At 71.2% G+C, this 21,058-nt stretch carries 18 protein-coding genes, 1 other RNA gene and 1 pseudogene; 16 read left to right on the forward strand and 4 right to left on the reverse strand.

Annotated features, from left to right (window positions below):
- Positions 1-238: 238 nt before the first annotated feature.
- On the reverse strand, positions 239-1,192 hold the full coding sequence (locus ACZ7HT_RS13265) for a hypothetical protein (RefSeq protein WP_471164078.1): 954 nt from the start codon (positions 1,190-1,192) through the stop codon (positions 239-241).
- A 31-nt stretch (positions 1,193-1,223) separates the two neighbouring features.
- Between ACZ7HT_RS13265 and ACZ7HT_RS13270 the strand changes: the two genes are divergently transcribed.
- Complete coding sequence (locus ACZ7HT_RS13270) at positions 1,224-1,421, forward strand: LPXTG cell wall anchor domain-containing protein (RefSeq protein WP_116160716.1); 198 nt, start codon at positions 1,224-1,226, stop codon at positions 1,419-1,421.
- Positions 1,422-1,509: 88 nt separating this feature from the next.
- On the opposite strand, the gene ACZ7HT_RS13275 is transcribed toward ACZ7HT_RS13270, so the two are convergent.
- Positions 1,510-1,692 carry a hypothetical protein gene (locus tag ACZ7HT_RS13275; RefSeq protein WP_471164081.1) on the reverse strand — a complete coding sequence of 61 codons (183 nt, stop codon included), beginning with the start codon at positions 1,690-1,692 and terminating at the stop codon, positions 1,510-1,512.
- 235 nt (positions 1,693-1,927) lie between these two features.
- Here ACZ7HT_RS13275 and ftsE point away from each other — a divergent pair, with 235 nt between their 5' ends.
- From ftsE to ACZ7HT_RS13310, 7 genes and pseudogenes are all read left to right on the forward strand, one after another.
- Entirely contained in the window at positions 1,928-2,617 is a 690-nt protein-coding gene (gene ftsE, locus ACZ7HT_RS13280; protein ID WP_030692056.1) for a cell division ATP-binding protein FtsE, read from the forward strand.
- 21 nt (positions 2,618-2,638) lie between these two features.
- The gene (gene ftsX, locus ACZ7HT_RS13285) at positions 2,639-3,556 is read left to right on the forward strand and encodes a permease-like cell division protein FtsX (protein ID WP_471164083.1); all 918 of its coding nucleotides are present in this window, start codon (positions 2,639-2,641) and stop codon (positions 3,554-3,556) included.
- A 78-nt stretch (positions 3,557-3,634) separates the two neighbouring features.
- Entirely contained in the window at positions 3,635-4,810 is a 1,176-nt protein-coding gene (locus ACZ7HT_RS13290) for a S41 family peptidase (protein ID WP_471164086.1), read from the forward strand.
- 18 nt (positions 4,811-4,828) lie between these two features.
- Complete coding sequence (smpB, locus tag ACZ7HT_RS13295; RefSeq protein ID WP_471164088.1) at positions 4,829-5,368, forward strand: SsrA-binding protein SmpB; 540 nt, start codon at positions 4,829-4,831, stop codon at positions 5,366-5,368.
- A gap of 103 nt (positions 5,369-5,471) precedes the next feature.
- Positions 5,472-5,865: a transfer-messenger RNA gene (gene ssrA / locus ACZ7HT_RS13300) on the forward strand.
- Positions 5,866-5,961: 96 nt separating this feature from the next.
- Positions 5,962-7,139: pseudogene (locus tag ACZ7HT_RS13305) on the forward strand (RNA-guided endonuclease InsQ/TnpB family protein).
- A gap of 131 nt (positions 7,140-7,270) precedes the next feature.
- Complete coding sequence (locus ACZ7HT_RS13310) at positions 7,271-8,353, forward strand: glycoside hydrolase family 18 protein (protein WP_471164091.1); 1,083 nt, start codon at positions 7,271-7,273, stop codon at positions 8,351-8,353.
- Here the strand turns inward: ACZ7HT_RS13310 and ACZ7HT_RS13315 are convergent.
- Positions 8,350-9,654: an MFS transporter gene (locus ACZ7HT_RS13315; RefSeq protein WP_471164094.1), complete on the reverse strand. Its 1,305-nt coding sequence runs from the start codon at positions 9,652-9,654 to the stop codon at positions 8,350-8,352. The two genes, ACZ7HT_RS13310 and ACZ7HT_RS13315, sit on opposite strands and share 4 nt — an antisense overlap.
- 83 nt (positions 9,655-9,737) lie before the next feature.
- On the opposite strand from ACZ7HT_RS13315, the gene ACZ7HT_RS13320 reads away from it, so the two are divergent.
- From ACZ7HT_RS13320 to ACZ7HT_RS13345, 6 genes are all read left to right on the forward strand, one after another.
- Entirely contained in the window at positions 9,738-10,703 is a 966-nt protein-coding gene (locus ACZ7HT_RS13320; RefSeq protein WP_471164096.1) for a LysR family transcriptional regulator, read from the forward strand.
- A gap of 160 nt (positions 10,704-10,863) precedes the next feature.
- The gene (locus ACZ7HT_RS13325; protein WP_471164099.1) at positions 10,864-12,219 is read left to right on the forward strand and encodes a nitrate/nitrite transporter; all 1,356 of its coding nucleotides are present in this window, start codon (positions 10,864-10,866) and stop codon (positions 12,217-12,219) included.
- 84 nt (positions 12,220-12,303) lie between these two features.
- The gene (locus tag ACZ7HT_RS13330; RefSeq protein WP_471164102.1) at positions 12,304-13,440 is read left to right on the forward strand and encodes a uroporphyrinogen-III synthase; all 1,137 of its coding nucleotides are present in this window, start codon (positions 12,304-12,306) and stop codon (positions 13,438-13,440) included.
- A gap of 88 nt (positions 13,441-13,528) precedes the next feature.
- Positions 13,529-15,808, forward strand: coding sequence for a HelD family protein (locus tag ACZ7HT_RS13335; protein WP_471164104.1), 2,280 nt, complete (start codon positions 13,529-13,531; stop codon positions 15,806-15,808).
- Between the two features lie 390 nt (positions 15,809-16,198).
- Positions 16,199-17,629 carry an NAD-dependent malic enzyme gene (locus ACZ7HT_RS13340; RefSeq protein WP_471164107.1) on the forward strand — a complete coding sequence of 477 codons (1,431 nt, stop codon included), beginning with the start codon at positions 16,199-16,201 and terminating at the stop codon, positions 17,627-17,629.
- Between the two features lie 359 nt (positions 17,630-17,988).
- Positions 17,989-18,270: an HU family DNA-binding protein gene (locus ACZ7HT_RS13345; protein WP_015033921.1), complete on the forward strand. Its 282-nt coding sequence runs from the start codon at positions 17,989-17,991 to the stop codon at positions 18,268-18,270.
- Positions 18,271-18,409: 139 nt separating this feature from the next.
- Here the strand turns inward: ACZ7HT_RS13345 and murA are convergent, their stop codons facing one another.
- Positions 18,410-19,750, reverse strand: a complete 1,341-nt coding sequence (murA, locus tag ACZ7HT_RS13350) for a UDP-N-acetylglucosamine 1-carboxyvinyltransferase (RefSeq protein ID WP_471164109.1) — start codon at positions 19,748-19,750, stop codon at positions 18,410-18,412.
- 279 nt (positions 19,751-20,029) lie between these two features.
- Between murA and ACZ7HT_RS13355 the strand changes: the two genes are divergently transcribed.
- Positions 20,030-20,590 carry a YqgE/AlgH family protein gene (locus tag ACZ7HT_RS13355; RefSeq protein WP_376584623.1) on the forward strand — a complete coding sequence of 187 codons (561 nt, stop codon included), beginning with the start codon at positions 20,030-20,032 and terminating at the stop codon, positions 20,588-20,590.
- Positions 20,591-20,620: 30 nt separating this feature from the next.
- Positions 20,621-20,908 carry a DUF3039 domain-containing protein gene (locus ACZ7HT_RS13360; protein WP_015033918.1) on the forward strand — a complete coding sequence of 96 codons (288 nt, stop codon included), beginning with the start codon at positions 20,621-20,623 and terminating at the stop codon, positions 20,906-20,908.
- Positions 20,909-21,058 lie beyond the last annotated feature (150 nt).

Here is a 21,058-nt window from a genome sequence, read left to right on the forward strand (position 1 = left end):
AGGTGTTGGGGGGGGGGGGCGCAAGAAGAAAAAGGAGGAACACACCCCCCCCCCCCCCCCCCCCCCCCTCCCCCCCCCCCCCCCCCCCCCCCCCCCCCCCGGTCCCGTTCCGTAGCCGTCCGTGGATTCGCTGACGCAAGCGGAAGCGGGGTCGTCGGGGCGCTTTGTCGACAAGGGAACTGCCGCTGCCGGGCCCGGAGTTCCGGGTTTACGTCACAGTTGCATCGTCGCATCTCGGTCACCTGGTGATCTTTCGGGCATCGCACGCGCAACGACCTTGACGCTTCATCGGAAACTCGGAAGGGTGGCGTACTGGCATGCGCTTTTCTGGGACGCGTGTGAACGGGGGCCGGTCCAGTGATTCCGCCGCCCTTGCCGCGCGAGGCCACGAGCGCTGCCCCATGACGAGATGAGCTACTGGGGGTAGCAGCCAGATGACCAACAAGACGCGAGTCCGCCTGGTGCGGGTCGCGGCCAGTGCCGTGATCATCGCCGGTGCGTCCCTGACGGCGGCCGGTGCCGCGCAGGCCGTCGGCGGGTTCGGAACAGAGTCGACCCAGGACGCGGGCCTCGGCATCCAGGTGAAGCTGGACGAGGACGTCACCGGCGGGATCGGCGGCGGAACCGCCGGCGGCGCGGCTGCCGCGGGCGGCCCTTCCACGTCGACCTCGGGTGACCAGTCCTCCTCGACCTCGGGCGACCAGTCGTCGTCCACGTCGGGTGACCAGTCCTCCTCGACGTCGGGCGACCAGTCGTCCTCGACGTCGACCTCGGGTGACCAGTCGTCCTCGACGTCGGGTGACCAGTCGTCGTCCACGTCGGGCGACCAGTCCTCCTCGACGTCGGGTGACCAGTCGTCCTCGACGTCGGGTGACCAGTCGTCGTCCACGTCGGGTGACCAGTCCTCCTCGTCGTCGACCTCGGGTGACCAGTCGTCCTCGTCGTCCACGTCGGGTGACCAGTCCTCGTCCTCTTCGACGTCGGGTGACCAGTCGTCCTCGTCGTCGACCTCGGGTGACCAGTCCTCGTCCTCTTCGACGTCGGGCGACCAGTCGTCCTCGTCGTCGACCTCGGGTGACCAGTCGTCCTCGTCGTCCACGTCGACCTCGGGCGACCAGTCCTCGTCCTCCTCGACGTCGACCACCGGCACCACCGGGAACGGCACCAGCGGCTCCACCGGTGACGCTGGCACCTGCACCGTCGACCTCGACGGCGCCGAGTGCGTGGACACCCCGAACAACACCGACCCGAACCAGGGCGGCTCGCAGCCGGTGCAGCAGGGTGACGCGAAGGAGGAGCTCGCCGAGACCGGTGCGGCCGAGACCTCGTTCCTGATCATCGGCGCCGCGACCATGATCGCCGGCGGCATCGGCTTCCGTATGCTGCCGCGTCTCGTGGGCGGCGGTCGCACCGCCGTCTGAGGCGCGTGACGCAGGACGAAGGGCCGGGGAGTCAGCTCCCCGGCCCTTCGTCATGGTTCCGGCTCGTGGGCGCCGCTCGCGCCCTCCGTCAGGCCGCCTGGATCGCGGCGAGCAGGGCGATCGCCGCGAGCAGCGCGACCGCCAGCGCCAGCAGCATCGCGGGGGACAGCCCCTGAGGGGTCAGACGCTCCCGGTTCGCGCGGCAGACGGGGCAGCGGCCCTCGGCGACCGGGGCCGCGCAGTTGGCGCACACCAGTCGGTCGTAGGTCATGCGCTCTCCTCCTCCCGCACTGGGGTACACACCAGGACAACGTCCGGTGGGATCCGGACGTTCCCCCTACCACTGTGCCAGCTCCGCGGCGTTTCGGCGCGCCCCACCGGTTCGCCCGGCTTCCGTCCCGAAGGGCGAAAAGGATAAAGCACGCAAGCCAGGACCGCGACTGCGCGGGCCGTGCCCGGTCGCGTAAGGTCACGCACACCTACTCCCGGCCGACCGTGGTGCATCCGTGATCCGATTCGACAACGTCTCCAAGTCCTATCCGAAGCAGAGTCGCCCCGCCCTCCGGGACGTCTCCCTGGAGATCGAGAAGGGGGAGTTCGTCTTCCTCGTCGGTTCCTCCGGCTCCGGAAAGTCGACTTTCCTGCGACTGCTCCTGCGTGAGGAGCGTGCCAGCCAGGGCCAGGTGCACGTCCTCGGCAAGGACCTGGCCAGGCTCTCCAACTGGAAGGTGCCGCAGATGCGGCGCCAGCTGGGCACGGTCTTCCAGGACTTCCGCCTGCTGCCGAACAAGACCGTCGCCGAGAACGTGGCCTTCGCCCAGGAGGTCATCGGCAAGCCGCGCGGAGAGATCCGCAAGGCCGTGCCGCAGGTGCTCGACCTGGTCGGACTCGGCGGCAAGGAGGACCGGATGCCGGGCGAGCTCTCCGGCGGTGAGCAGCAGCGCGTCGCCATCGCCCGGGCCTTCGTCAACCGGCCGATGCTGCTGATCGCCGACGAGCCCACCGGCAACCTCGACCCGCAGACCTCCGTCGGCATCATGAAGCTGCTCGACCGGATCAACAGGACAGGGACCACCGTCGTCATGGCGACCCACGACCAGAACATCGTCGACCAGATGCGCAAGCGCGTCATCGAGCTCGAAAAGGGCCGCCTCGTCCGTGACCAGGCGCGCGGCGTCTACGGCTACCAGCACTGACGGCGGGGGATCCAGAACACCATGCGCGCCCAGTTCGTGCTCTCGGAGATCGGCGTCGGTCTCCGCCGCAACCTGACGATGACCTTCGCCGTGATCGTCTCCGTCGCCCTGTCCCTCGCCCTCTTCGGCGGTGCCCTGCTCATGCGCGAGCAGGTCAGCACGATGAAGGACTACTGGTACGACAAGGTCAACGTCTCCATCTTCCTTTGCAACAAGGCGGACGCGGCCACGGCGGCCAAGTGCGCCAAGGGCGCCGTCACCGGCCAGCAGAAGCAGCAGATCGAGGCCGATCTGAAGAAGATGGACATCGTCGAGTCCGTCCTGCACGAGTCGGCCGACGAGGCGTTCAAGCACTACAAGGAGCAGTACGGCGACACCGCCATCGCCTCCGTGGTGACGCCGGACCAGATGCAGGAGTCGTTCCGGGTCAAGCTGAAGGACCCGGAGAAGTACAAGGTCGTCGCCACGGCCTTCGCCGGCCGGGACGGTGTCGAGTCGGTCCAGGACCAGCGGAACATCCTGCAGAACCTCTTCGACCTGATGAACGGCATGAACATCGCCGCGCTCGGCGTCATGGGCCTGATGCTGATCATCGCGCTGATGCTGATCGTCAACACGGTCCGCGTCTCGGCCTTCAGCCGGCGCCGCGAGACGGGCATCATGCGGCTCGTCGGCGCGTCCAGTTTCTACATCCAGATGCCGTTCATCATGGAGGCCGCCTTCGCCGGTCTCCTCGGCGGCGGCGTCGCCTGTGTGCTGCTGCTCGTCGGCCGGTACTTCCTGATCGACCACGGCATCGCGCTCGCCGACAAGATGCAGCTGGTCAACTTCATCGGCTGGGACGCGGTCCTCGCGAAGCTCCCCCTGGTGATCGCCATCGGCCTCCTCATGCCGGCCGTGGCCGCCTTCATCGCGCTGCGCAAGTACCTGAAGGTGTGACAAGACACCTCTGACAGCGGATGGCGTCGTACGGGCAAAGCCCGTGCGGCGCCATTGTCTTGTCCTAGAGTGGGCGCCATGCCGGCCGGCGGTGGCGATCTCTGTATCCGGCCCCGCGGAGTCGTCCGTGGGGCCGTTCTGACGTTGGTGTTCACCGGGGTGCTCGCCGCCGCCGCCGTCACCGGGTCGCTGCCCCGGCAGGAGCCCGTGGGGGAGGGGCGGCAGGCGTCGGCCCGTGCTGCGGGTGGGGCGACCGTCGACAGTGCCGCTCTCGCGCAGGCCGCCGCCGCGGCCATGGCCGACGGGAAGTCGGGGAAGAAGGCCGCCGAGGAGTTCGTCAGCCGCAGCGGCGACCGGTGGGGCGCGGTGTACGACAAGAAGGAGTACGCCGAGTTCGAGCAGGCCCTCGGCGGTGCGTACACCGGGGTCGGCCTGTCCGCGGGGCGCCTCGGCGCGAGCGGGGTGCGGGTGACGCGGGTGCAGGCCGGCGGGCCCGCCGGCAAGGCCGGGCTGCGGGTCGGCGACCGGCTCGTCTCCGTGGACGGGCGGCCGGTCGACGGGCTCTCCGTCTCCGAGGTGGTCTCGCTGCTGCGCGGTGAAGGCGTTCCGGGCTCGGCCGTCGTCCTGGGCGTCGAGCGCGGCCGGGCCGTCTGGACGCAGCCCCTGCGCAGGGCCCGGCTCGCGACGGACCCGGTCACCGTCCGCCGTCTCGACGACGGGGCCGTACTGATCCGGGTCGCCGCCTTCACCAAGGGCGTCGGCACGCGCGTGCGTGACGCGGTACGGGCCGCCCCGGCCGGCGCCGGAGTCCTCCTGGACCTGCGGGGCAACTCGGGCGGCCTGGTCGCGGAGGCCGCCGTCGCCGCCTCCGCCTTCCTCGACGGCGGGCTCGTCGCCACGTACGACGTGGAGGGCGAGCAGCGGGCCGTGTACGCGGAGGGCGGCGGCGATACCGGAAGGCCTCTGGTCGCACTGATCGACGGCGGCACCATGAGCGCGGCCGAGCTGCTCACCGGCGCGCTCCAGGACCGCGGCCGGGCCGTCACGGTCGGCTCGCGGACCTTCGGCAAGGGCTCGGTCCAGATGCCGAGCGAGCTGCCCGACGGCTCCGTCGCCGAGCTGACCGTCGGCCACTACCGCACCCCCGCCGGGCACGCCGTCGACGGCCGCGGCATCACGCCGGACCTGGCGGCGGAGGACGGGGCCGAGGCGCGGGCGAGAACGGTATTGAGTGGCCTCGGAGGGGGCTCGTAGTGCGAAAATGGCCGCACTATGGCAAAGGGACTCGTGAACGTGCAGGGCAAGCCTGCGAAGAAGGCATCGGACAAGGCGCCTGAGCGCAAGCTCATCGCGCAGAACAAGAAGGCGCGGCACGACTACCACATCATCGACACCTACGAGTGCGGTGTGGTGCTCATGGGCACCGAGGTGAAGTCGCTGCGCATGGGCCGGGCCTCGCTGGTCGACGGCTTCGTCCAGATCGACGGCCACGAGGCGTGGCTGCACAACATCCATGTGCCCGAGTACATGCAGGGCAGCTGGACCAACCACCACGCGAAGCGGAAGCGGAAGCTGCTGCTCCACCGGGCCGAGATCGACAAGCTGGAGTCGAAGTCGCAGGAGACGGGTCACACGATCGTGCCCCTCGCCCTGTACTTCCTGAACGGCCGGGTGAAGTGCGAGATCGCGCTGGCCAAGGGCAAGAAGGAGTACGACAAGCGCCAGACCCTGCGGGAGAAGCAGGACACGCGCGAGACGAACCGTGCGGTCGCGGCGGCGCGCCGGAAGCAGCGGGCGGCGCAGAGCGCGTAGCGCCTCGCGCCGCCGGCCGTTAATACGCTGGCAACCGGACCCGTCGGTCACGTACGATGGGACCTGCACCCCACCGAGGGTGCGCCTTTTGAAAAATCAACATGGGGATGATCGGTTTCGACAGCGGATGTCGAAGCAGTGGGAAGCGTGTCGAGGAAGCGGCAATGATCTCGTAAACCATATGTCGCAACCAATAATCGCCAACACCAAGAGCGATAACTCCCGCTTCGCCCTCGCTGCCTAATTTTAGGTAACGAACAGAAGCCTCTGTGAGGAGCGTCAGCCCGGGGGTGGTCCCGACCCGGATCCTGGCGTCATTCAGGGATCTAAACCTCTAGCCCCGGTCACGGGGGTTGGAGGGAAATCAAACAGTGGCTGAGCCCGTTCCGGACTTGTCTGGGTGATCCGGAGGGCTGAGAAACTCGTACCAGACTGCACACGGAGAAGCCCTGATTCTGCACCGTTGGACGCGGGTTCGATTCCCGCCATCTCCACCATTGCGATGCCGCTCGCACGAGCGGGACCGCAAGGTCATCCCATCGACAAACGGCGCCTTCCACACGGAGGGCGCCGTTTGTCGTACTTACGGTGACATCAAGCGTGCGTACAAGTTCCTCCTCCGCCCAACGGTCCGCCAGGAACGGGCGCTCGTCGAGATGCTCGCTGATCACTGTTCCCTCCACAACGGGGCACTCCAGGAGCGCCGCCACGCTTACCGGCATGCGTCGAAAGCCATCAAATACGGCGACCAGGCCGCGCAGCTCAAGGAGATCCGGGCCTTCGACCCGGAGTCTCAGGGCCGCTGGTCGTTCTCGTCGCAGCAGGCGACGCTCAGGAGGCTGGGAAGGCGCCCGGTTATCCCCGGTTCAAGGGCATGGGCCACTTCGACACCGTCACGTTCCCGAAGGACGGGGACGGCTGCCGTTGGGACTCCACGCCCTCCGACATGCGGACCCGAGTGCGTCTGCAAGGTGTCGGGCATGTCCGGGTGCACGAGCACCGGCCTGTGCGCGGCCGAGTGAAGACGATCAGCGTGAAACGGGAAGGCCGCCGCTGGTACGTCGTCCTGGCGTGCGACGAGGTGCCTGCTGAGCCCCTGCCCGCCACCGGGCTGATCGTCGGCATCGAAATGGGCACCACGCACTTCTTCACCGACTCCAGCGGGGTGCACGAGCCGAACCCCGAGTTCCGCGCCGTGCTGTCGGACGAACTGGCGGCCGCGCAGCGGCACCTCTCCACCTTCCCCGAGCGCACGCGGCGCCGGACGAAGAAGCACCGGGCCGCAGCCCGAAAGGTGGCCGGGCTGCATGCGAAGATCCGGCGTCAGCGCCTGGATCACCACCACAAGACCGCTCTGACGCTCGTGCGGGAGTACGACGTGATCGGGCACGAGATCCTGAACACGGCCGGGATGACGAAAGCCCCGGCGCCCAAGCCCGACCCCGGACGCGCCGGCGGCTTCCTTCCGAACGGTGCCGCCGCGAAGGCCGGGCTCAACCGAAGCATCCTCGACGCGGGTTGGGGGTAGTTCCTCGCGATCCTGGCGCAGAAGGCTGAAAGTGCCGCCCGCTGCGTGATCCCGGTGAACGCCCGCGACACCTCCCGCACGTGCCCGACCGCGATCGGCGGATGCGGGTACGTGAGCGGGGAGAACCGCGTCACCCAAGCGAAGTTCGAGTGCGTCAAGTGCGGCCTGGTGGAGAACGCCGACCGTGTGGGCGCACTGAACGTCCTGCACAGGGCCGGGCTGGCCCTCCGCGTCGCGGCCTAGCCGTCGAACGCGGGAAGCCTTCGGGCGGTGTCACCTCCACTCATCCCATGTGCCGACCTCTTGCGGGCTTGGTCTGGACCTGGCACTCTGCGGGCGCCGCCCCCCACGCCACGGCACCCCCGGAGGTACGTATGCGTCACAGACCCCTCGCGGTCCTGCTCATGCTGCTCGCCCTCCTCGTCCCCGCCGCCCTGCCCGCCGGAGCCGCCGCGCCCGCGGCCCCGCAGGTCTACGGCGCCTGGCACTGCGGGGACGACTACTGCACCTGGTCCACCGTCCGTGACGTCGCCGAGTTCGATGCCAGGAACCACTGGCTGATCGACCGCGGCGACGGGCGCCCCTCGGTCAACCTGGTCGTCCTCAGCTTCGTCGACCCGCTCAAGCTGCTGCACCGCACCACCGACGCGGCCACCGCGAACGGCGTCCCCGTCGGCATGAGCCGCGAGATCGTCCAGTACTTCACCTCGCGCGGCATCCGCGTCATGCTCTCCCTCGGCGGGATCACGTACACCGACGCGTGGGACGCGGCCCTCGCCGAAGACGCCGGCCGGCTGGGGCTGAACGCCGCCGCCGTCGCCGCCGACCTCGGCGTCGGCATCGAGATCGACTACGAGCAGAACACCGCCCCGAACCTCACCGGGCTCCAGGCCTTCATCGACGCCTACCGGTCCGTGCATCCGTACGACGCCGGCGGCACGGACCCGGCCGCGCGGCTCACCATCGACACCGCCGCCGGCGACCGCTGGCTCATCGACATCAACCGCAAGGCCACCGCCGACTGGCTGCGCACCGACAGCCCCGTGCTCGACTACGCCAACGCCATGGTGCCCGCCCGGCCTACCTCGGCGAGCTCCCACGTCGCGAACTGGCAGGAACACCTCGACGGCAAGCCGCAGTTCTCGCCGCCGGTCGCCCCGCTCGCCCCCGCCAAGCTCACCGCCGGGCTCTACCTCGCGTACGGCCGCAGTCCGCTGCCCGAGTGCGTCGACTTCGCGAACTCGCTGCAGAAGGCGACCGGCGACTGGGTGCGGAACGCGGCGCCGAACGGGGCCGGGACCACCCCCGGACTGCTCGGCTACATGTTCTGGGCCGCCGAGAAGCCGTCCACCCGCGGGCTCGGGACGCAGGAGCCGAACGGTTGCGCGGGCGGTGCCGGGGCCGGTGCCACCGCGTACGGGGTGTCCGTTCCGATGGCGCCGCTGCGGCAGAGCTAGGACGACTGGGCCTGTGTACGGTGGCCCACCCCGGTCGCCGTGCACAGGGTCAGGGCCAGTGCCGCCGCCGTCACCGGGATCAGGAAGCCGAAGGCGGCGAAGGGCGCGTGGTCGGCGGCCCAGCCGCCGGTGGCCGAGCCGGTCGCGATGCCCGCCAGGAGCGCGGTCACGGCGAGCGCCATGCCCTCGTTGAGCTGGGCCGCCGGGGCGAGGCGCTGGATCAGGCCCATGCCCGTCACCATCGTCGGGGCCGTCGCCATCCCCGCGAGGAGGAGCCCGGCGGCCAGGGCGAGCAGGGAGCCGGTCGAGGCGCCGAGCAGCGGCATCGCCATCAGGACGGTCATGGCGGCGAGGCAGGTGCGCAGGCGGGCGGTGCGGCGGGCGTGGCCGTAGAGGAGGCCCGCCGCGCAGGAGCCGGTGGCCTGGAGGGCGAGGACCGGTCCCGCGACCGGCCCGTCCACGTACGCCAGGGTCACGACCTCCATCGAGCCGAAGACCGCGCCCGTGGCGAGGAAGACCGCGAGCAGTGGCGCCATGCCCGGGGCCCGCAGCGGGGAGCCCGCCGTCGTGCGCGGCGCGACCGGGGGCTCCGTGGGGCGCTGGGCGGAGAAGATCAGGACGCCGGAGAGGAAGAGGACGGCCGCGGTGAGCGTGCCGGCCTCGGGGAAGAGCGCCGAGCACAGGACGGCGGCGAGCACCGGGCCGAGCATGTAGCAGAGTTCGTCGACGGCCTGCTCGAAGGCGTTGGCGGTGTGCAGCGCGTCCGGGTCGTCGCGGAAGAGGTGGGCCCAGCGGGCCCGGGACATGCCGCCCGTGTTCGGGCTGGTGGCGGTGACGGCGGTGGTGAGGAAGAGCGCCCAGGCGGGGGCCTTCTCATGGACGCAGAGCAGCAGGACCAGATGGCCCAGGACCGCGTAGGCGGTGGCCGGGACCGCGATCCTGGCCTGGCCGTACCGGTCGACGAGCCGGGCGATGAGCGGGCCGGTGACGGAGCCGACGGCGAGGCCGGTGGCGGTGACCGCGCCGGCCAGGGCGTAGGAGCCGTACCCCGCCGCGATCATGATCACGGCGCTGACGCCGAACATGCCCATGGGCATCCGGGCGATCAGGTTCCCGGCGGTGAAGGCGCGGGTGCCGGGGTGGGAGAAGAGGCGGAGGTAGGGGTTACGGGAGAGCGCGCGGGGGGTGTCGCGGTCGTGGGACGCGTGGCGGTAGCGGGGCGTTTCGGCGCGGGGCGTTTCGCGGTAGCGGGGGGCGAGGGCCGGGCCCGCCGGGGTGAGGGTGAGGTCCGGTTGCGGCATGGATCAAGGGTCTGTCGGCATGGCCCTGCCGGTCCAACACCTTCTCGGTGGCCATTCACGCGCCTGTGTTGTTAGATGCGGCGATGGCCACCTCCTCGTACGACGTCGACCCCCGTCTGCTGCGCGCCTTCACCGCCGTCGCCGAGGAGCTCCACTTCACCCGCGCCGCCGCCCGCCTCTACCTCGCCCAGCAGGCCCTCAGCCGCGACATCCGGCGCCTGGAGCGGGAGTTGGGCACCGAGCTGTTCGTGCGGACCACCCGGCAGGTCGCCCTCACCCCCGACGGCGAGCGCCTCCTCCCGTACGCCCGCCGGGTGTTGGCCGCCCACGACGAGCTGACCGAAGCCTTCCGCGGTGCGCCCCGGCCGCTCCTCGTCGACCTCAACAGCCCCGACCTCGTCCAGGAGCGCATCCTGCTCCGGGCCCGCGAACTCGCCCCGGAGCAGGAGCTGATGGCCCGCTACGAGAGCGGACTCACCGGCGCCGCCCAGTCCATCCTCGCCGGCCGGCTCGACACCTCCTTCGGCCGGTACGGAGGACTCGACGCCCGGCTCAGGGCGCGGCTCGACTCCCAGTTCGTGCGGTACGAGCCGATGGCCGTGGTGCTCCCCGAGGACCACCCGCTCGCCGGCCTGCCCGAGGTCCCGCTCTCCCGGCTCGCCGGGGAGCGGATCTACGCCGGGGCCGGGAACGACCGCACCCCCGAGTGGACCGACCTCGCCGCCCGGCTCTTCGCCGGGCGCGGCATCGGGATCGCCCCGCCCGCGCCGCTGGCGATCGGCCACGAGGAGTTCCGGCGGCTCATGGCCAAGCACCGCAACCCGATCCTCGCCGTCGTCGACTTCCCGCCCATGCCGGACCGCGTCATCCGGCCGCTCGTCGACCCCGTGCCCCTCTCGCCGGTGAGCCTCGTCTGGCGCAGGGGACTCCGCCACCCCGGCCTGGACGCCCTGCGCCGGGCGGCCGCGGAGCTCGGCGCCCGCGAGGGCTGGCTCGTCCGGCCGCCCGGCGCCTGGCTGCCGGAGGGGGAGCCGGGGCTGCCGGGGTAGAGCCCACGTAGAGCGGGGGCGCTCACCACGGGGGCGCTCACAGAGGGTTCGCACGCCGGGTGAGAGCAAGGTTCCGTCACCGTCACCTCACGGCACCGGCCTGAAACGCGCCCTTCCTAGCGTCGGTCGCATCAGGGATCCGACTCCGTGGAGGTGCGAGATGAGTGGCCGCTGGATCGAACGCTGGGAACCGGAGGACGAGACCTTCTGGCGCGAGACGGGGGAGCGGATCGCCCGCCGGAACCTGCTCTTCTCCGTCGTCTCCGAGCACATCGGCTTCTCCGTCTGGAGCCTGTGGTCGGTCATGGTCCTCTTCATGGGCCCCCGGTACGGGGTCGACCCCGCCGGGAAGTTCTTCCTCATCGGCACCGCCACCTTCGTCGGCGCGCTGATCCGCATCCCGTACACCTTCGCCGTCGCCCGCTTCGGCGGCCGCAACTGGACGATCTTCAGCGCCCTGCTGCTCCTGCTGCCCACCGGCCTCGCGTTCGCGGTGATGCACCCCGGCACCTCGTTCTCCACCTTCGTCCTCGTCGCGGCGCTCACCGGCGTCGGAGGCGGCAACTTCGCCTCCTCGATGACCAACATCAACGCCTTCTTCCCGCTGCGGAAGAAGGGCTGGGCGCTCGGCCTCAACGCGGGCGGCGGCAACATCGGCGTCCCCGTCGTCCAGCTCGTCGGCCTCCTCGTCATCGGCACCGCCGGGGCGATGCACCCGAGGATCGTGCTCGGCGTCTACCTGCCGCTGATCGTCGCCGCCGCCGTCTGCTCCGCGCTCTTCATGGACAACCTCGCCCCCGTGAAGAACGACACCGGAGCCGTCAAGGAGGCCGTGACCGCCCGCCACACCTGGATCATGGCGTTCCTGTACGTCGGCACCTTCGGCTCCTTCATCGGCTACAGCTTCGCCTTCGGACTCGTCCTCCAGACCCAGTTCGGCCGCACCCCGCTCCAGGCCGCCTCGCTCACCTTCATCGGCCCGCTGCTCGGCTCGCTCATCCGGCCCGTCGGCGGCTCCCTCGCCGACCGGCACGGCGGCGCCCGGATCACCCTGTGGACCTTCGCCGCGATGGCCGCCGCGACCGGCGTCGTCATCTACGCCTCCGTCGTCGAGTCCCTCGCCGTCTTCCTCGTCGGCTTCATCGGCCTCTTCGTCCTCAGCGGCCTCGGCAACGGCTCCACGTACAAGATGATCCCGGCGATCTTCCTCGCCCAGGGGCACCGCAAGGGCCTCGCGGGCGAGCCCGCCGAGGCCTACGGGCGGCGGCTCTCCGGGGCCTCCATGGGCCTCATCGGCGCCGTCGGCGCGCTCGGCGGCCTCGGTATCAACCTCGCCTTCCGCCAGTCCTTCCAGACCGCCGGCACCGGCACCGCCGCCTTCGTCGCCTTCCTCGCCTTCTACGCCGCCTGCATGGCCGTCACCTGGGCGGTATACCTTCGGGCACCCGGCGCCGTCCCCGCGACCCCCGAGGCGGTCACGGAGCCCGAGGCCCGGTCCGGCTACGCGCGGGTGTGATCCCCGGTGCCCGGCGCGTACCGTAACGACGAGGAAATACGGGCGAACCCCGACCGACACGCACCCCCGTCAGGCTCAGGCCCCATGGACGAGCAAGAACACGGCCCCCTCGCCGGCTTCACGATCGGCGTCACCGCGGCACGGCGCGCCGACGAGCTGATCGCGCTGCTGCGGCGGCGCGGTGCGGCCGTCGTCCACGGACCGGCCCTGCGGATCGTGCCCCTCGCCGACGACACCGAACTCCTCGCCGCCACCAAGGAGCTCATCGGCCACGCCCCGGACGTCGTCGTCGCCACCACGGCGATCGGCTTCCGGGGCTGGGTCGAGGCCGCCGAGGGCTGGGGGTGCGGGGAGGAGCTCCTCGCCGTCCTGCGGGACGTCGAGCTCCTCGCCCGCGGGCCCAAGGTGAAGGGGGCGGTGCGGGCCGCCGGGCTCACCGAGTCCTGGTCGCCCTCCTCCGAGTCCATGGCCGAGGTCCTCGACCGGCTCCTCGCGGAGGGCGTCACCGGCCGGCGCATCGCGCTCCAGCTGCACGGGGAGCCGCTGCCCGGCTTCGTCGAGGCGCTCACCGCGGGCGGCGCCGAGGTCGTCGGCGTCCCCGTCTACCGCTGGATGCCGCCCGAGGACCTCGGGCCGCTCGACCGGCTCATCGACGCGACCCTCGCGCGCGGCCTCGACGCGGTCACCTTCACCAGCGCGCCGGCCGCCGCCTCGCTGTTCTCCCGCGCCGGGCAGCGAGGGGTACGGGAGGAACTCCTCGCCGCGCTCCGGCACGACGTGCTCGCGGTGTGCGTGGGGCCCGTGACGGCGCTGCCGCTCCAGGCCGAGGGCATCGACACGTACCAGCCGGAGCGCTTCCGGCTCGGACCGCTCGTCCAGCTCCTCTGCAAGGAGCTCCCCGCCCGCTCCCGGGTCCTGCCGGTCGCAGGGCACCGCGTCGAGGTCCGCGGGCACGCCGTCCTCGTCGACGGCGGCCTCCGGCCCGTGCCGCCCGCCGGCATGGCCCTCCTCGGCCTCCTCGCCCACCGCCCCGGCTGGGTCGTCTCCCGCGCGGACCTCCTGCGGGCGCTGCCGGGCGCGGGGCGCGACGAACACGCCGTGGAGACGGCGATGGCCCGTCTGCGCACCGCCCTCGGCACGCCGAAGCTGATCCAGACGGTGGTGAAGCGCGGCTACCGGCTGGCGCTGGACCCGGCGGCGGAGGAGAAGTACGACGGATAGCCCACGGCAGGAGCCCCGCGCCTGACATCAGGCCCCCCTGTGGCGTACGCTCGACGGCTGCCCAGTGCACGTGAGAAGGGGGCCTTAGGTGGCCGCGCAGGAAGCCGTGGACACGGTCGGAGACCGTGAGATCGGTGTCGAGCAGGAACATCTGGATCAGGTCTACCGCCGCCTCGAGGAGAAGATCCACGAGGCCGAGTTCCTGATGAACGACGCCGCCCAGCGGGGACAGGTCGGCACGCCCGGCGCCCTCGCCGAGCGCGACGCCCAGGTCTTCCGGGCCGGCATCCACCTCAACCGGCTCAACAACGAGTTCGAGGACTTCCTCTTCGGCCGGATCGACCTGCTGTACGGCAAGGACGGGAAGAAGGGCCCCGACGGCGCCTACACCTCCGTCGAGCCCGCCGAGGACGCCGTACGGCCCGACAACACCGCCGAGATCGGCGAGACCCTCCACATCGGGCGGATCGGCGTCCTCGACTCCGACTACGCGCCGCTCGTCATCGACTGGCGCGCGCCCGCCGCCGCGCCGTTCTACCGGTCCACCCCCGTCGACCCGGGCCGTGTCGTGCGCCGCCGGGTCATCCGCTCCAAGGGCCGCCAGGTCCTCGGTGTCGAGGACGACCTCATGCGCCCCGAGCTGCGGGCCACCCTGGACGGGCGCGAGCTGCCGGTGATCGGCGACGGGGCCCTGATGGCCGCCCTCGGCCAGGCCCGCAGCCACACCATGCGGGACATCGTGTCCTCCATCCAGGCCGAGCAGGACCTCGTCATCCGCGCCCCCGCCGCCTCCGTGACGTACGTCGAGGGCGGGCCGGGCACCGGAAAGACGGCGGTCGCCCTGCACCGGGCCGCCTACCTGCTCTACCAGGACCGGCGGCGGTACGCGGGCGGCATCCTCATCGTCTCGCCGACGCCGCTCCTCGTCTCGTACACCGAGGGCGTGCTTCCTTCGCTCGGCGAGGAGGGGCAGGTGGCCATCCGCGCGGTCGGTTCGCTGGTCGACGGGGCCGAAGCCACCGCGTACGACGAGCCCGCCGTCGCCCGCGTCAAGGGCTCCTCCCGCATGCTCCACGTGCTGCGGAAGGCCGCTCGCGGCGCCCTGGACGGCCCGGACGCCCCGCAGCTCCTGCGCGTCGTCGCCTTCGGGCGCCGCCTCGAACTCGAAGCCGACGAGCTGCGCCGCATCCGGCACAACGTCCTCGGCGGCACCGCCCCCGTCAACCTGCTGCGCCCGCGGGCCCGTCGGCTCCTCCTCGACGCGCTGTACGCGAAGTCCGGCGCCGCCGGCCGGCACAGCGACCCCGAGCTCGCCGCCGAGCTGCGCTCCTCCTTCGACGAGGACGTGTCGACCGAGGACTCCTTCCTCGGGTTCCTCGACGCGTGGTGGCCGGAACTCAGCCCCCGCCAGGTCCTCGACGCGATGGCCGACGAGCGGCGGCTCGGCCGCTGGGCCCGCCGGATCCTCAACCCCGGCGAGGTGCGCCGACTCGCGCGCTCGCTGCGCCGCCGGGAGCTCTCCGTCCACGACGTCGCCCTCCTGGACGAGCTGAACACCCTGCTCGGCGCCCCGGCCCGGCCCCGCAAGAAGCGGGAGTACGACCCGCTGGACCAGCTCACGGGGCTTGAGGAGCTGATGCCCGTACGCGAGGAGACCCAGCGGGAGCGGGCCGAGCGGCTCGCGGCGGAGCGCACCGAGTACGCGCACGTGATCGTCGACGAGGCCCAGGACCTGACGCCCATGCAGTGGCGGATGGTCGGGCGGCGCGGCCGGCACGCCACCTGGACGGTCGTCGGCGACCCGGCGCAGTCCTCCTGGTCGGACCCGGACGAGGCCGCGGCGTCCCGCGACGAGGCCCTCGGCACCCGGCCGCGGCGCCGCTTCGAGCTCACCGTGAACTACCGGAACCCGGCGGAGATCGCCGAGCTCGCCGCGAAGGTCCTCGCGCTCGCCATGCCGGGCAAGGAGTCCCCGCGCGCGGTCCGCTCGACGGGCGTCGAGCCCCGCTTCGTCACGGTCCCCACGAAGGCCGATCTGGCCGAAACCGTACGTTTGGAGGCCGAGCGGCTGCTCGGGGAGGTGGACGGGACGGTCGGTGTCGTCGTCGCGATGAACCGGCGCGCGGAGGCCGCCGGCTGGCTCGCCGGGCTCGGCGACCGGGTCGTGGCGCTCGGCTCCCTGGAGGCGAAGGGACTGGAGTACGACGCGACGGTGGTCGTCTCGCCCGCGGAGATCGCGGACGAGTCCCCGGCCGGCCTGCGGGTGCTCTACGTGGCCCTGACCCGGTCCACGCAGGCCCTCACGGTGCTCTCGGGCGACCGGGACATGCCGGACGAGGCCGGGGTCCCGGACCTGCTGCGGGACTGAGTCCGCCGCGGGGCGAGGTGTCGATTTCAGGTCAACCTGTGGCGCTGGAATCACCAACCAGGGTGGTTTGTTAGCCTTGTCGTGGCACCGGCTCGATCCAAGCCCCCGGGCCCAACCTTCGTCCCTCAGAGGGACCACTTGCCGCGAGGCGAGCATGGCGGGTCGGTGCCACTTAGACGTACGTACGAAGTCGAGGCCCCTGTCACCTCCGGGTGACGGGGGCCTCTTCTGTTTCCCTGTGACTTCTCGTATGGTGGAAACTACTTTCCGAAAACAAAATGACCGTATTACCTGCTACCGGCAGGTAGGTGCGACCATCGGAGGGCGCCGCCAGGCAACCAGCCGGGGCGGCGTAGCAACGAAGCTCAGGGAAAGCAGAGGAACTCGGCCATGGCAACGGCGCCCAGCGTCTCGTACTCGATGACGGTCCGGCTGGAGGTTCCCGCGAGCGGGACCGCGGTCTCCCAGCTCACCACGGCGGTGGAGTCCCATGGCGGATCCGTCACCGGCCTCGACGTGACCGCCTCCGGCCACGAGAAGCTCCGCATCGACGTCACCATCGCGGCCACGTCGACCGCGCACGCCGACGAGATCGTCGAGCAGCTGCGCACCATCGAGGGCGTCGTGCTCGGCAAGGTCTCCGACCGTACGTTCCTCATGCACCTCGGCGGCAAGATCGAGATGGCGTCGAAGCACCCCATCCGCAACCGTGACGACCTCTCGATGATCTACACCCCGGGCGTCGCCCGCGTGTGCATGGCGATCGCCGAGAACCCCGAGGACGCCCGCCGCCTCACCATCAAGCGCAACACCGTCGCGGTCGTCACCGACGGCTCCGCCGTCCTCGGCCTGGGCAACATCGGCCCGATGGCCGCGATGCCGGTCATGGAGGGCAAGGCGGCCCTGTTCAAGCGCTTCGCCGACATCGACGCCTGGCCGATCTGCCTCGACACCCAGGACACCGACGAGATCGTCGCGATCGTCAAGGCCATCGCCCCCGGCTTCGCGGGCATCAACCTGGAGGACATCTCCGCGCCCCGCTGCTTCGAGATCGAGGCCCGGCTGCGCGAGGCCCTCGACATCCCCGTCTTCCACGACGACCAGCACGGCACCGCCATCGTCGTCCTCGCCGCCCTCACCAACGCGCTGCGCGTGGTCGGCAAGGGCATCGGCGACGTACGGGTCGTCATGTCCGGTGCGGGCGCCGCCGGTACGGCCATCCTCAAGCTGCTGATCGCGGCGGGCGTGAAGCACGCGGTCGTCGCCGACATCCACGGTGTCGTGCACGCGGGCCGCGAGGACCTCGTGGACGCCGCGCCCGGCACCCCGCTGCGCTGGATCGCCGACAACACCAACCCCGAGGGCGTGACCGGCACCCTCAGGCAGGCCGTGGTCGGCGCGGACGTGTTCATCGGCGTCTCGGCCCCGAACCTGCTCGGCGCGGACGACGTGGCCGCCATGGCCGAGGGGGCCATCGTGTTCGCGCTCGCGAACCCCGACCCGGAGGTCGACCCGGCCGCCGCCCGGCAGACGGCCGCCGTCGTCGCCACCGGCCGCTCGGACTTCCCGAACCAGATCAACAACGTGCTGGTCTTCCCGGGCGTGTTCCGCGGTCTGCTCGACGCCCAGTCCCGTACGGTCAACACCGAGATGATGCTCGCGGCGGCCTCCGCCCTGGCCGACGTGGTCACCGAGGACGAGCTGAACCCGAACTACATCATCCCGTCGGTCTTCAACGACAAGGTCGCCGGCGCGGTCGCCGGAGCCGTCCGGAACGCGGCGAAGGCCGCGGGCGCGGGCGCGGCGCCGAACGGCCGCTGACGGTACGTCGCCCACCGGCGCCGCGGGGCTTCGCCGCCCGGCGCTGACGGCGCGTCGCGATTCGCGGAGCCGTAAACCCGCCTTTAGGGTGGCTTTTCGGCTCCGCGCTGTCTCCGCGGTGTCGACCGAACGTCACCACCACGGGGCTCTGGCGCTTTTCGTGTGACCCGAGGGGGTGCCGGATTGGCGTTCCCGCCGCTGGTGGGGGCAGGATGCGTGTTTGGGCGCGAGGGTCTGTCATGTGACCCGGGTCCGGGGACTGTCCGAGGGCCCTGGCAGCATCGGCTTCGCTGTACCCAATCACGCGGCTTCCGCCGCGTGGCACGCCTCACAGGCAAGAAGAACACGGGAGTAACAACATGAACCGCAGTGAGCTGGTGGCCGCTCTGGCCGACCGCGCCGAGGTGACCCGCAAGGACGCCGACGCCGTGCTGGCCGCTCTCGCCGAGACCGTCGGTGAGGTCGTCGCCAAGGGCGACGAGAAGGTCACCATCCCCGGCTTCCTGACCTTCGAGCGCACCCACCGTGCCGCTCGCACCGCTCGTAACCCGCAGACCGGCGACCCGATCGACATCCCGGCCGGCTACAGCGTGAAGGTCTCCGCGGGCTCGAAGCTCAAGGAAGCCGCCAAGGGCAAGTAAGGCTGCCTAGAGGCGACGAAAGGGCGGCCACCCTGTCAGGGGGTGGCCGCCCTTCCGTTTGCGCCCGTACGGGCCCTTTCGGGCCGGGGTGACGCCTCACGGAGCCCCGCGCGCCGCACGGGCGCGCGCGGACGCCCGGTCAGACCAGCGCGCTGCCGGGGAGCTCGACCTTCGCGCCCAGCTCGACGAGCTTCTCCATGAAGTTCTCGTAGCCGCGGTTGATCAGGTCGATGCCGTGGACCCGGGACGTGCCCTGGGCCGCGAGCGCCGCGATCAGGTACGAGAAGCCGCCGCGCAGGTCGGGGATGACCAGGTCGGCGCCCTGGAGCTTCGTCGGGCCCGACACGACCGCGGAGTGCAGGAAGTTCCGCTGGCCGAAGCGGCAGTCGGAGCCGCCGAGGCACTCGCGGTACAGCTGGATGTGCGCACCCATCTGGTTCAGCGCGGACGTGAAGCCGAGCCGGGACTCGTACACCGTCTCGTGGATGATGGAGAGGCCGGAGGCCTGCGTCAGGGCCACGACCAGCGGCTGCTGCCAGTCCGTCTGGAAGCCGGGGTGCACGTCCGTCTCCAGGTGGATCGCGTTGAGCGAGCCGCCCGGGTGCCAGAAGCGGATGCCCTCGTCGTCGATCTCGAAGGCGCCGCCGACCTTCCGGTACGTGTTGAGGAAGGTCATCATCGAGCGCTGCTGGGCGCCGCGCACGTAGATGTCGCCCTCGGTCGCCAGCGCCGCCGACGCCCAGGAGGCCGCCTCCAGGCGGTCCGGGAGCGCCCGGTGGGTGTAGCCGTTGAGGCGGTCGACACCGGTGATCCGGATGGTCCGGTCGGTGTCCATGGAGATGATCGCGCCCATCTTCTGCAGGACGCAGATCAGGTCCTCGATCTCGGGCTCCACGGCCGCGTTCGACAGCTCGGTGACGCCCTCCGCGAGGACCGCCGTGAGCAGCACCTGCTCGGTCGAGCCGACCGAGGGGTACGGGAGGCGGATCTTGCAACCGCGAAGACGCTGCGGGGCCTCCAGGTACTGCCCGTCCTCCCGCTTCTCGATGGTGGCGCCGAACTGGCGCAGCACGTCGAAGTGGAAGTCGATGGGCCGGCCGCCGATGTCGCAGCCGCCCAGGCCCGGGATGAACGCGTGGCCCAGGCGGTGCAGCAGCGGGCCGCAGAAGAGGATCGGGATGCGCGACGAGCCGGCGTGGGCATCGATGTCAGCCACGTTCGCGGACTCGACGTGCGTCGGGTCGAGGACGAGCTCGCCGGGCTCCTCGCCGGGGCGGACCGTCACTCCGTGCAGCTGGAGCAGCCCGCGGACCACGCGGACGTCACGGATGTCGGGAACGTTGCGCAGGCGGCTGGGACCGCTGCCGAGCAGGGCGGCGACCATCGCCTTGGGCACGAGGTTCTTCGCGCCGCGAACGCGGATCTCGCCCTCGAGCGGGGTTCCGCCGTGGACAAGCAGGACATCGTCTGTGCCGGTCATGTATCTCGCGTTCCGAAAGTGGGGTCCGACGGGTGGCCAGAGAAAAGGGTAAGGGTCCATGAGACCCCCTTCTGGTGCCTCAGGGGGCCTGTCAGATGTAATGAATTCGGCACAACACCCTCTGTTCCCGTGATCTTGCGGAGCGTCACCGTCCGCTTGTCTGCGCGGGGCGACCCGCCGCCGCCGTCCCGTCCCTCCTGAGCTGCGGTGGGCTCCGCCTTCCCGCGTTCGCGTCCGACAACCCTCCGCGAACGCCGAAGATGCGGGATCATGTGTCGCATGACCGAGGTGTCCTCGCTCACAGGACGGCTGCTCGTGGCCACCCCCGCGCTGGCGGATCCGAACTTCGACCGCGCGGTCGTCCTGCTGCTCGACCACGACGACGAGGGCTCCCTCGGCGTCGTCCTCAACCGGCCCACACCGGTGACCGTCGGCGACATCCTCGCCCCCTGGGCCGCCCTCGCCGGCGAGCCCGGCGTCGTCTTCCAGGGCGGCCCCGTCTCCCTCGACGCGGCCCTCGGCGTCGCCGTGATCCCCGGCGACGAGGGCCCCCTCGGCTGGCGGCGGGTGTACGGCGCGATCGGCCTGGTCGACCTGGAGGCCCCGCCCGAGCTGCTCGGACCGGCCCTCGGCTCGCTGCGGATCTTCGCGGGGTACGCGGGCTGGGGCCCCGGGCAGCTGGAGTCCGAGCTCGGCGATGGCGCCTGGTACGTGGTCGAGTCGGAGCCCGGCGACGTCTCCTCGCCGCACCCCGAGGCGCTCTGGCGGCAGGTGCTGCGACGGCAGCGCGGCGAACTCGCGATGATCGCCACGTACCCCGACGACCCGTCCCTGAACTGACGCCCCGGGCTTTCAGTACCCTTGGCGGTTATGAGCACTCTCGAGCCCGAGCGCGGGGCAGGTACGGGAACCCTCGTCGAGCCGACGCCGCAGGTGTCCCACGGTGACGGCGACCACGAGCGCTACGCCCACTACGTCCAGAAGGACAAGATCATGGCGAGCGCCCTCGACGGCACGCCCGTCGTGGCGCTGTGCGGAAAGGTCTGGGTGCCGGGGCGCGACCCCAAGAAGTACCCGGTCTGTCCGATGTGCAAGGAGATCTACGACTCCATGGGCGCCGGCGGTGGCGACAAGGACAAGGGCGGCAAGGACAAGTAAGCGGGTCCTGACGCCGGGGGCGGCCCCCGTCGTGCGTACTTCGGTACGTGCGGCGGGGGCCGTTCCGCGTTCTCGGGGGCTCGTGCGGCCGATGGGTCGAGACCTCTTGTGGGTCCGCCGGGGGCGCACCTAACCTCACGGGTGTTGTGC

The sequence above is a fragment of the Streptomyces sp. NPDC037410 genome, from assembly GCF_055602235.1.

Coding starts and splice junctions, on each gene's coding strand:
- ACZ7HT_RS13325 (WP_471164099.1), top strand. CDS start 10,864: ATGAGTGGCCGCTGGATCGAACGCTGGGAACCGGAGGACGAGACCTTC.
- ACZ7HT_RS13320 (WP_471164096.1), top strand. CDS start 9,738: ATGGCCACCTCCTCGTACGACGTCGACCCCCGTCTGCTGCGCGCCTTC.
- ACZ7HT_RS13340 (WP_471164107.1), top strand. CDS start 16,199: ATGGCAACGGCGCCCAGCGTCTCGTACTCGATGACGGTCCGGCTGGAG.
- ACZ7HT_RS13345 (WP_015033921.1), top strand. CDS start 17,989: ATGAACCGCAGTGAGCTGGTGGCCGCTCTGGCCGACCGCGCCGAGGTG.
- ACZ7HT_RS13315 (WP_471164094.1), bottom strand. CDS start 9,654: ATGCCGCAACCGGACCTCACCCTCACCCCGGCGGGCCCGGCCCTCGCC.
- murA (WP_471164109.1), bottom strand. CDS start 19,750: ATGACCGGCACAGACGATGTCCTGCTTGTCCACGGCGGAACCCCGCTC.
- ACZ7HT_RS13290 (WP_471164086.1), top strand. CDS start 3,635: ATGCCGGCCGGCGGTGGCGATCTCTGTATCCGGCCCCGCGGAGTCGTC.
- smpB (WP_471164088.1), top strand. CDS start 4,829: ATGGCAAAGGGACTCGTGAACGTGCAGGGCAAGCCTGCGAAGAAGGCA.
- ACZ7HT_RS13310 (WP_471164091.1), top strand. CDS start 7,271: ATGCGTCACAGACCCCTCGCGGTCCTGCTCATGCTGCTCGCCCTCCTC.
- ACZ7HT_RS13330 (WP_471164102.1), top strand. CDS start 12,304: ATGGACGAGCAAGAACACGGCCCCCTCGCCGGCTTCACGATCGGCGTC.
- ACZ7HT_RS13360 (WP_015033918.1), top strand. CDS start 20,621: ATGAGCACTCTCGAGCCCGAGCGCGGGGCAGGTACGGGAACCCTCGTC.
- ACZ7HT_RS13275 (WP_471164081.1), bottom strand. CDS start 1,692: ATGACCTACGACCGACTGGTGTGCGCCAACTGCGCGGCCCCGGTCGCC.
- ACZ7HT_RS13355 (WP_376584623.1), top strand. CDS start 20,030: ATGACCGAGGTGTCCTCGCTCACAGGACGGCTGCTCGTGGCCACCCCC.
- ftsX (WP_471164083.1), top strand. CDS start 2,639: ATGCGCGCCCAGTTCGTGCTCTCGGAGATCGGCGTCGGTCTCCGCCGC.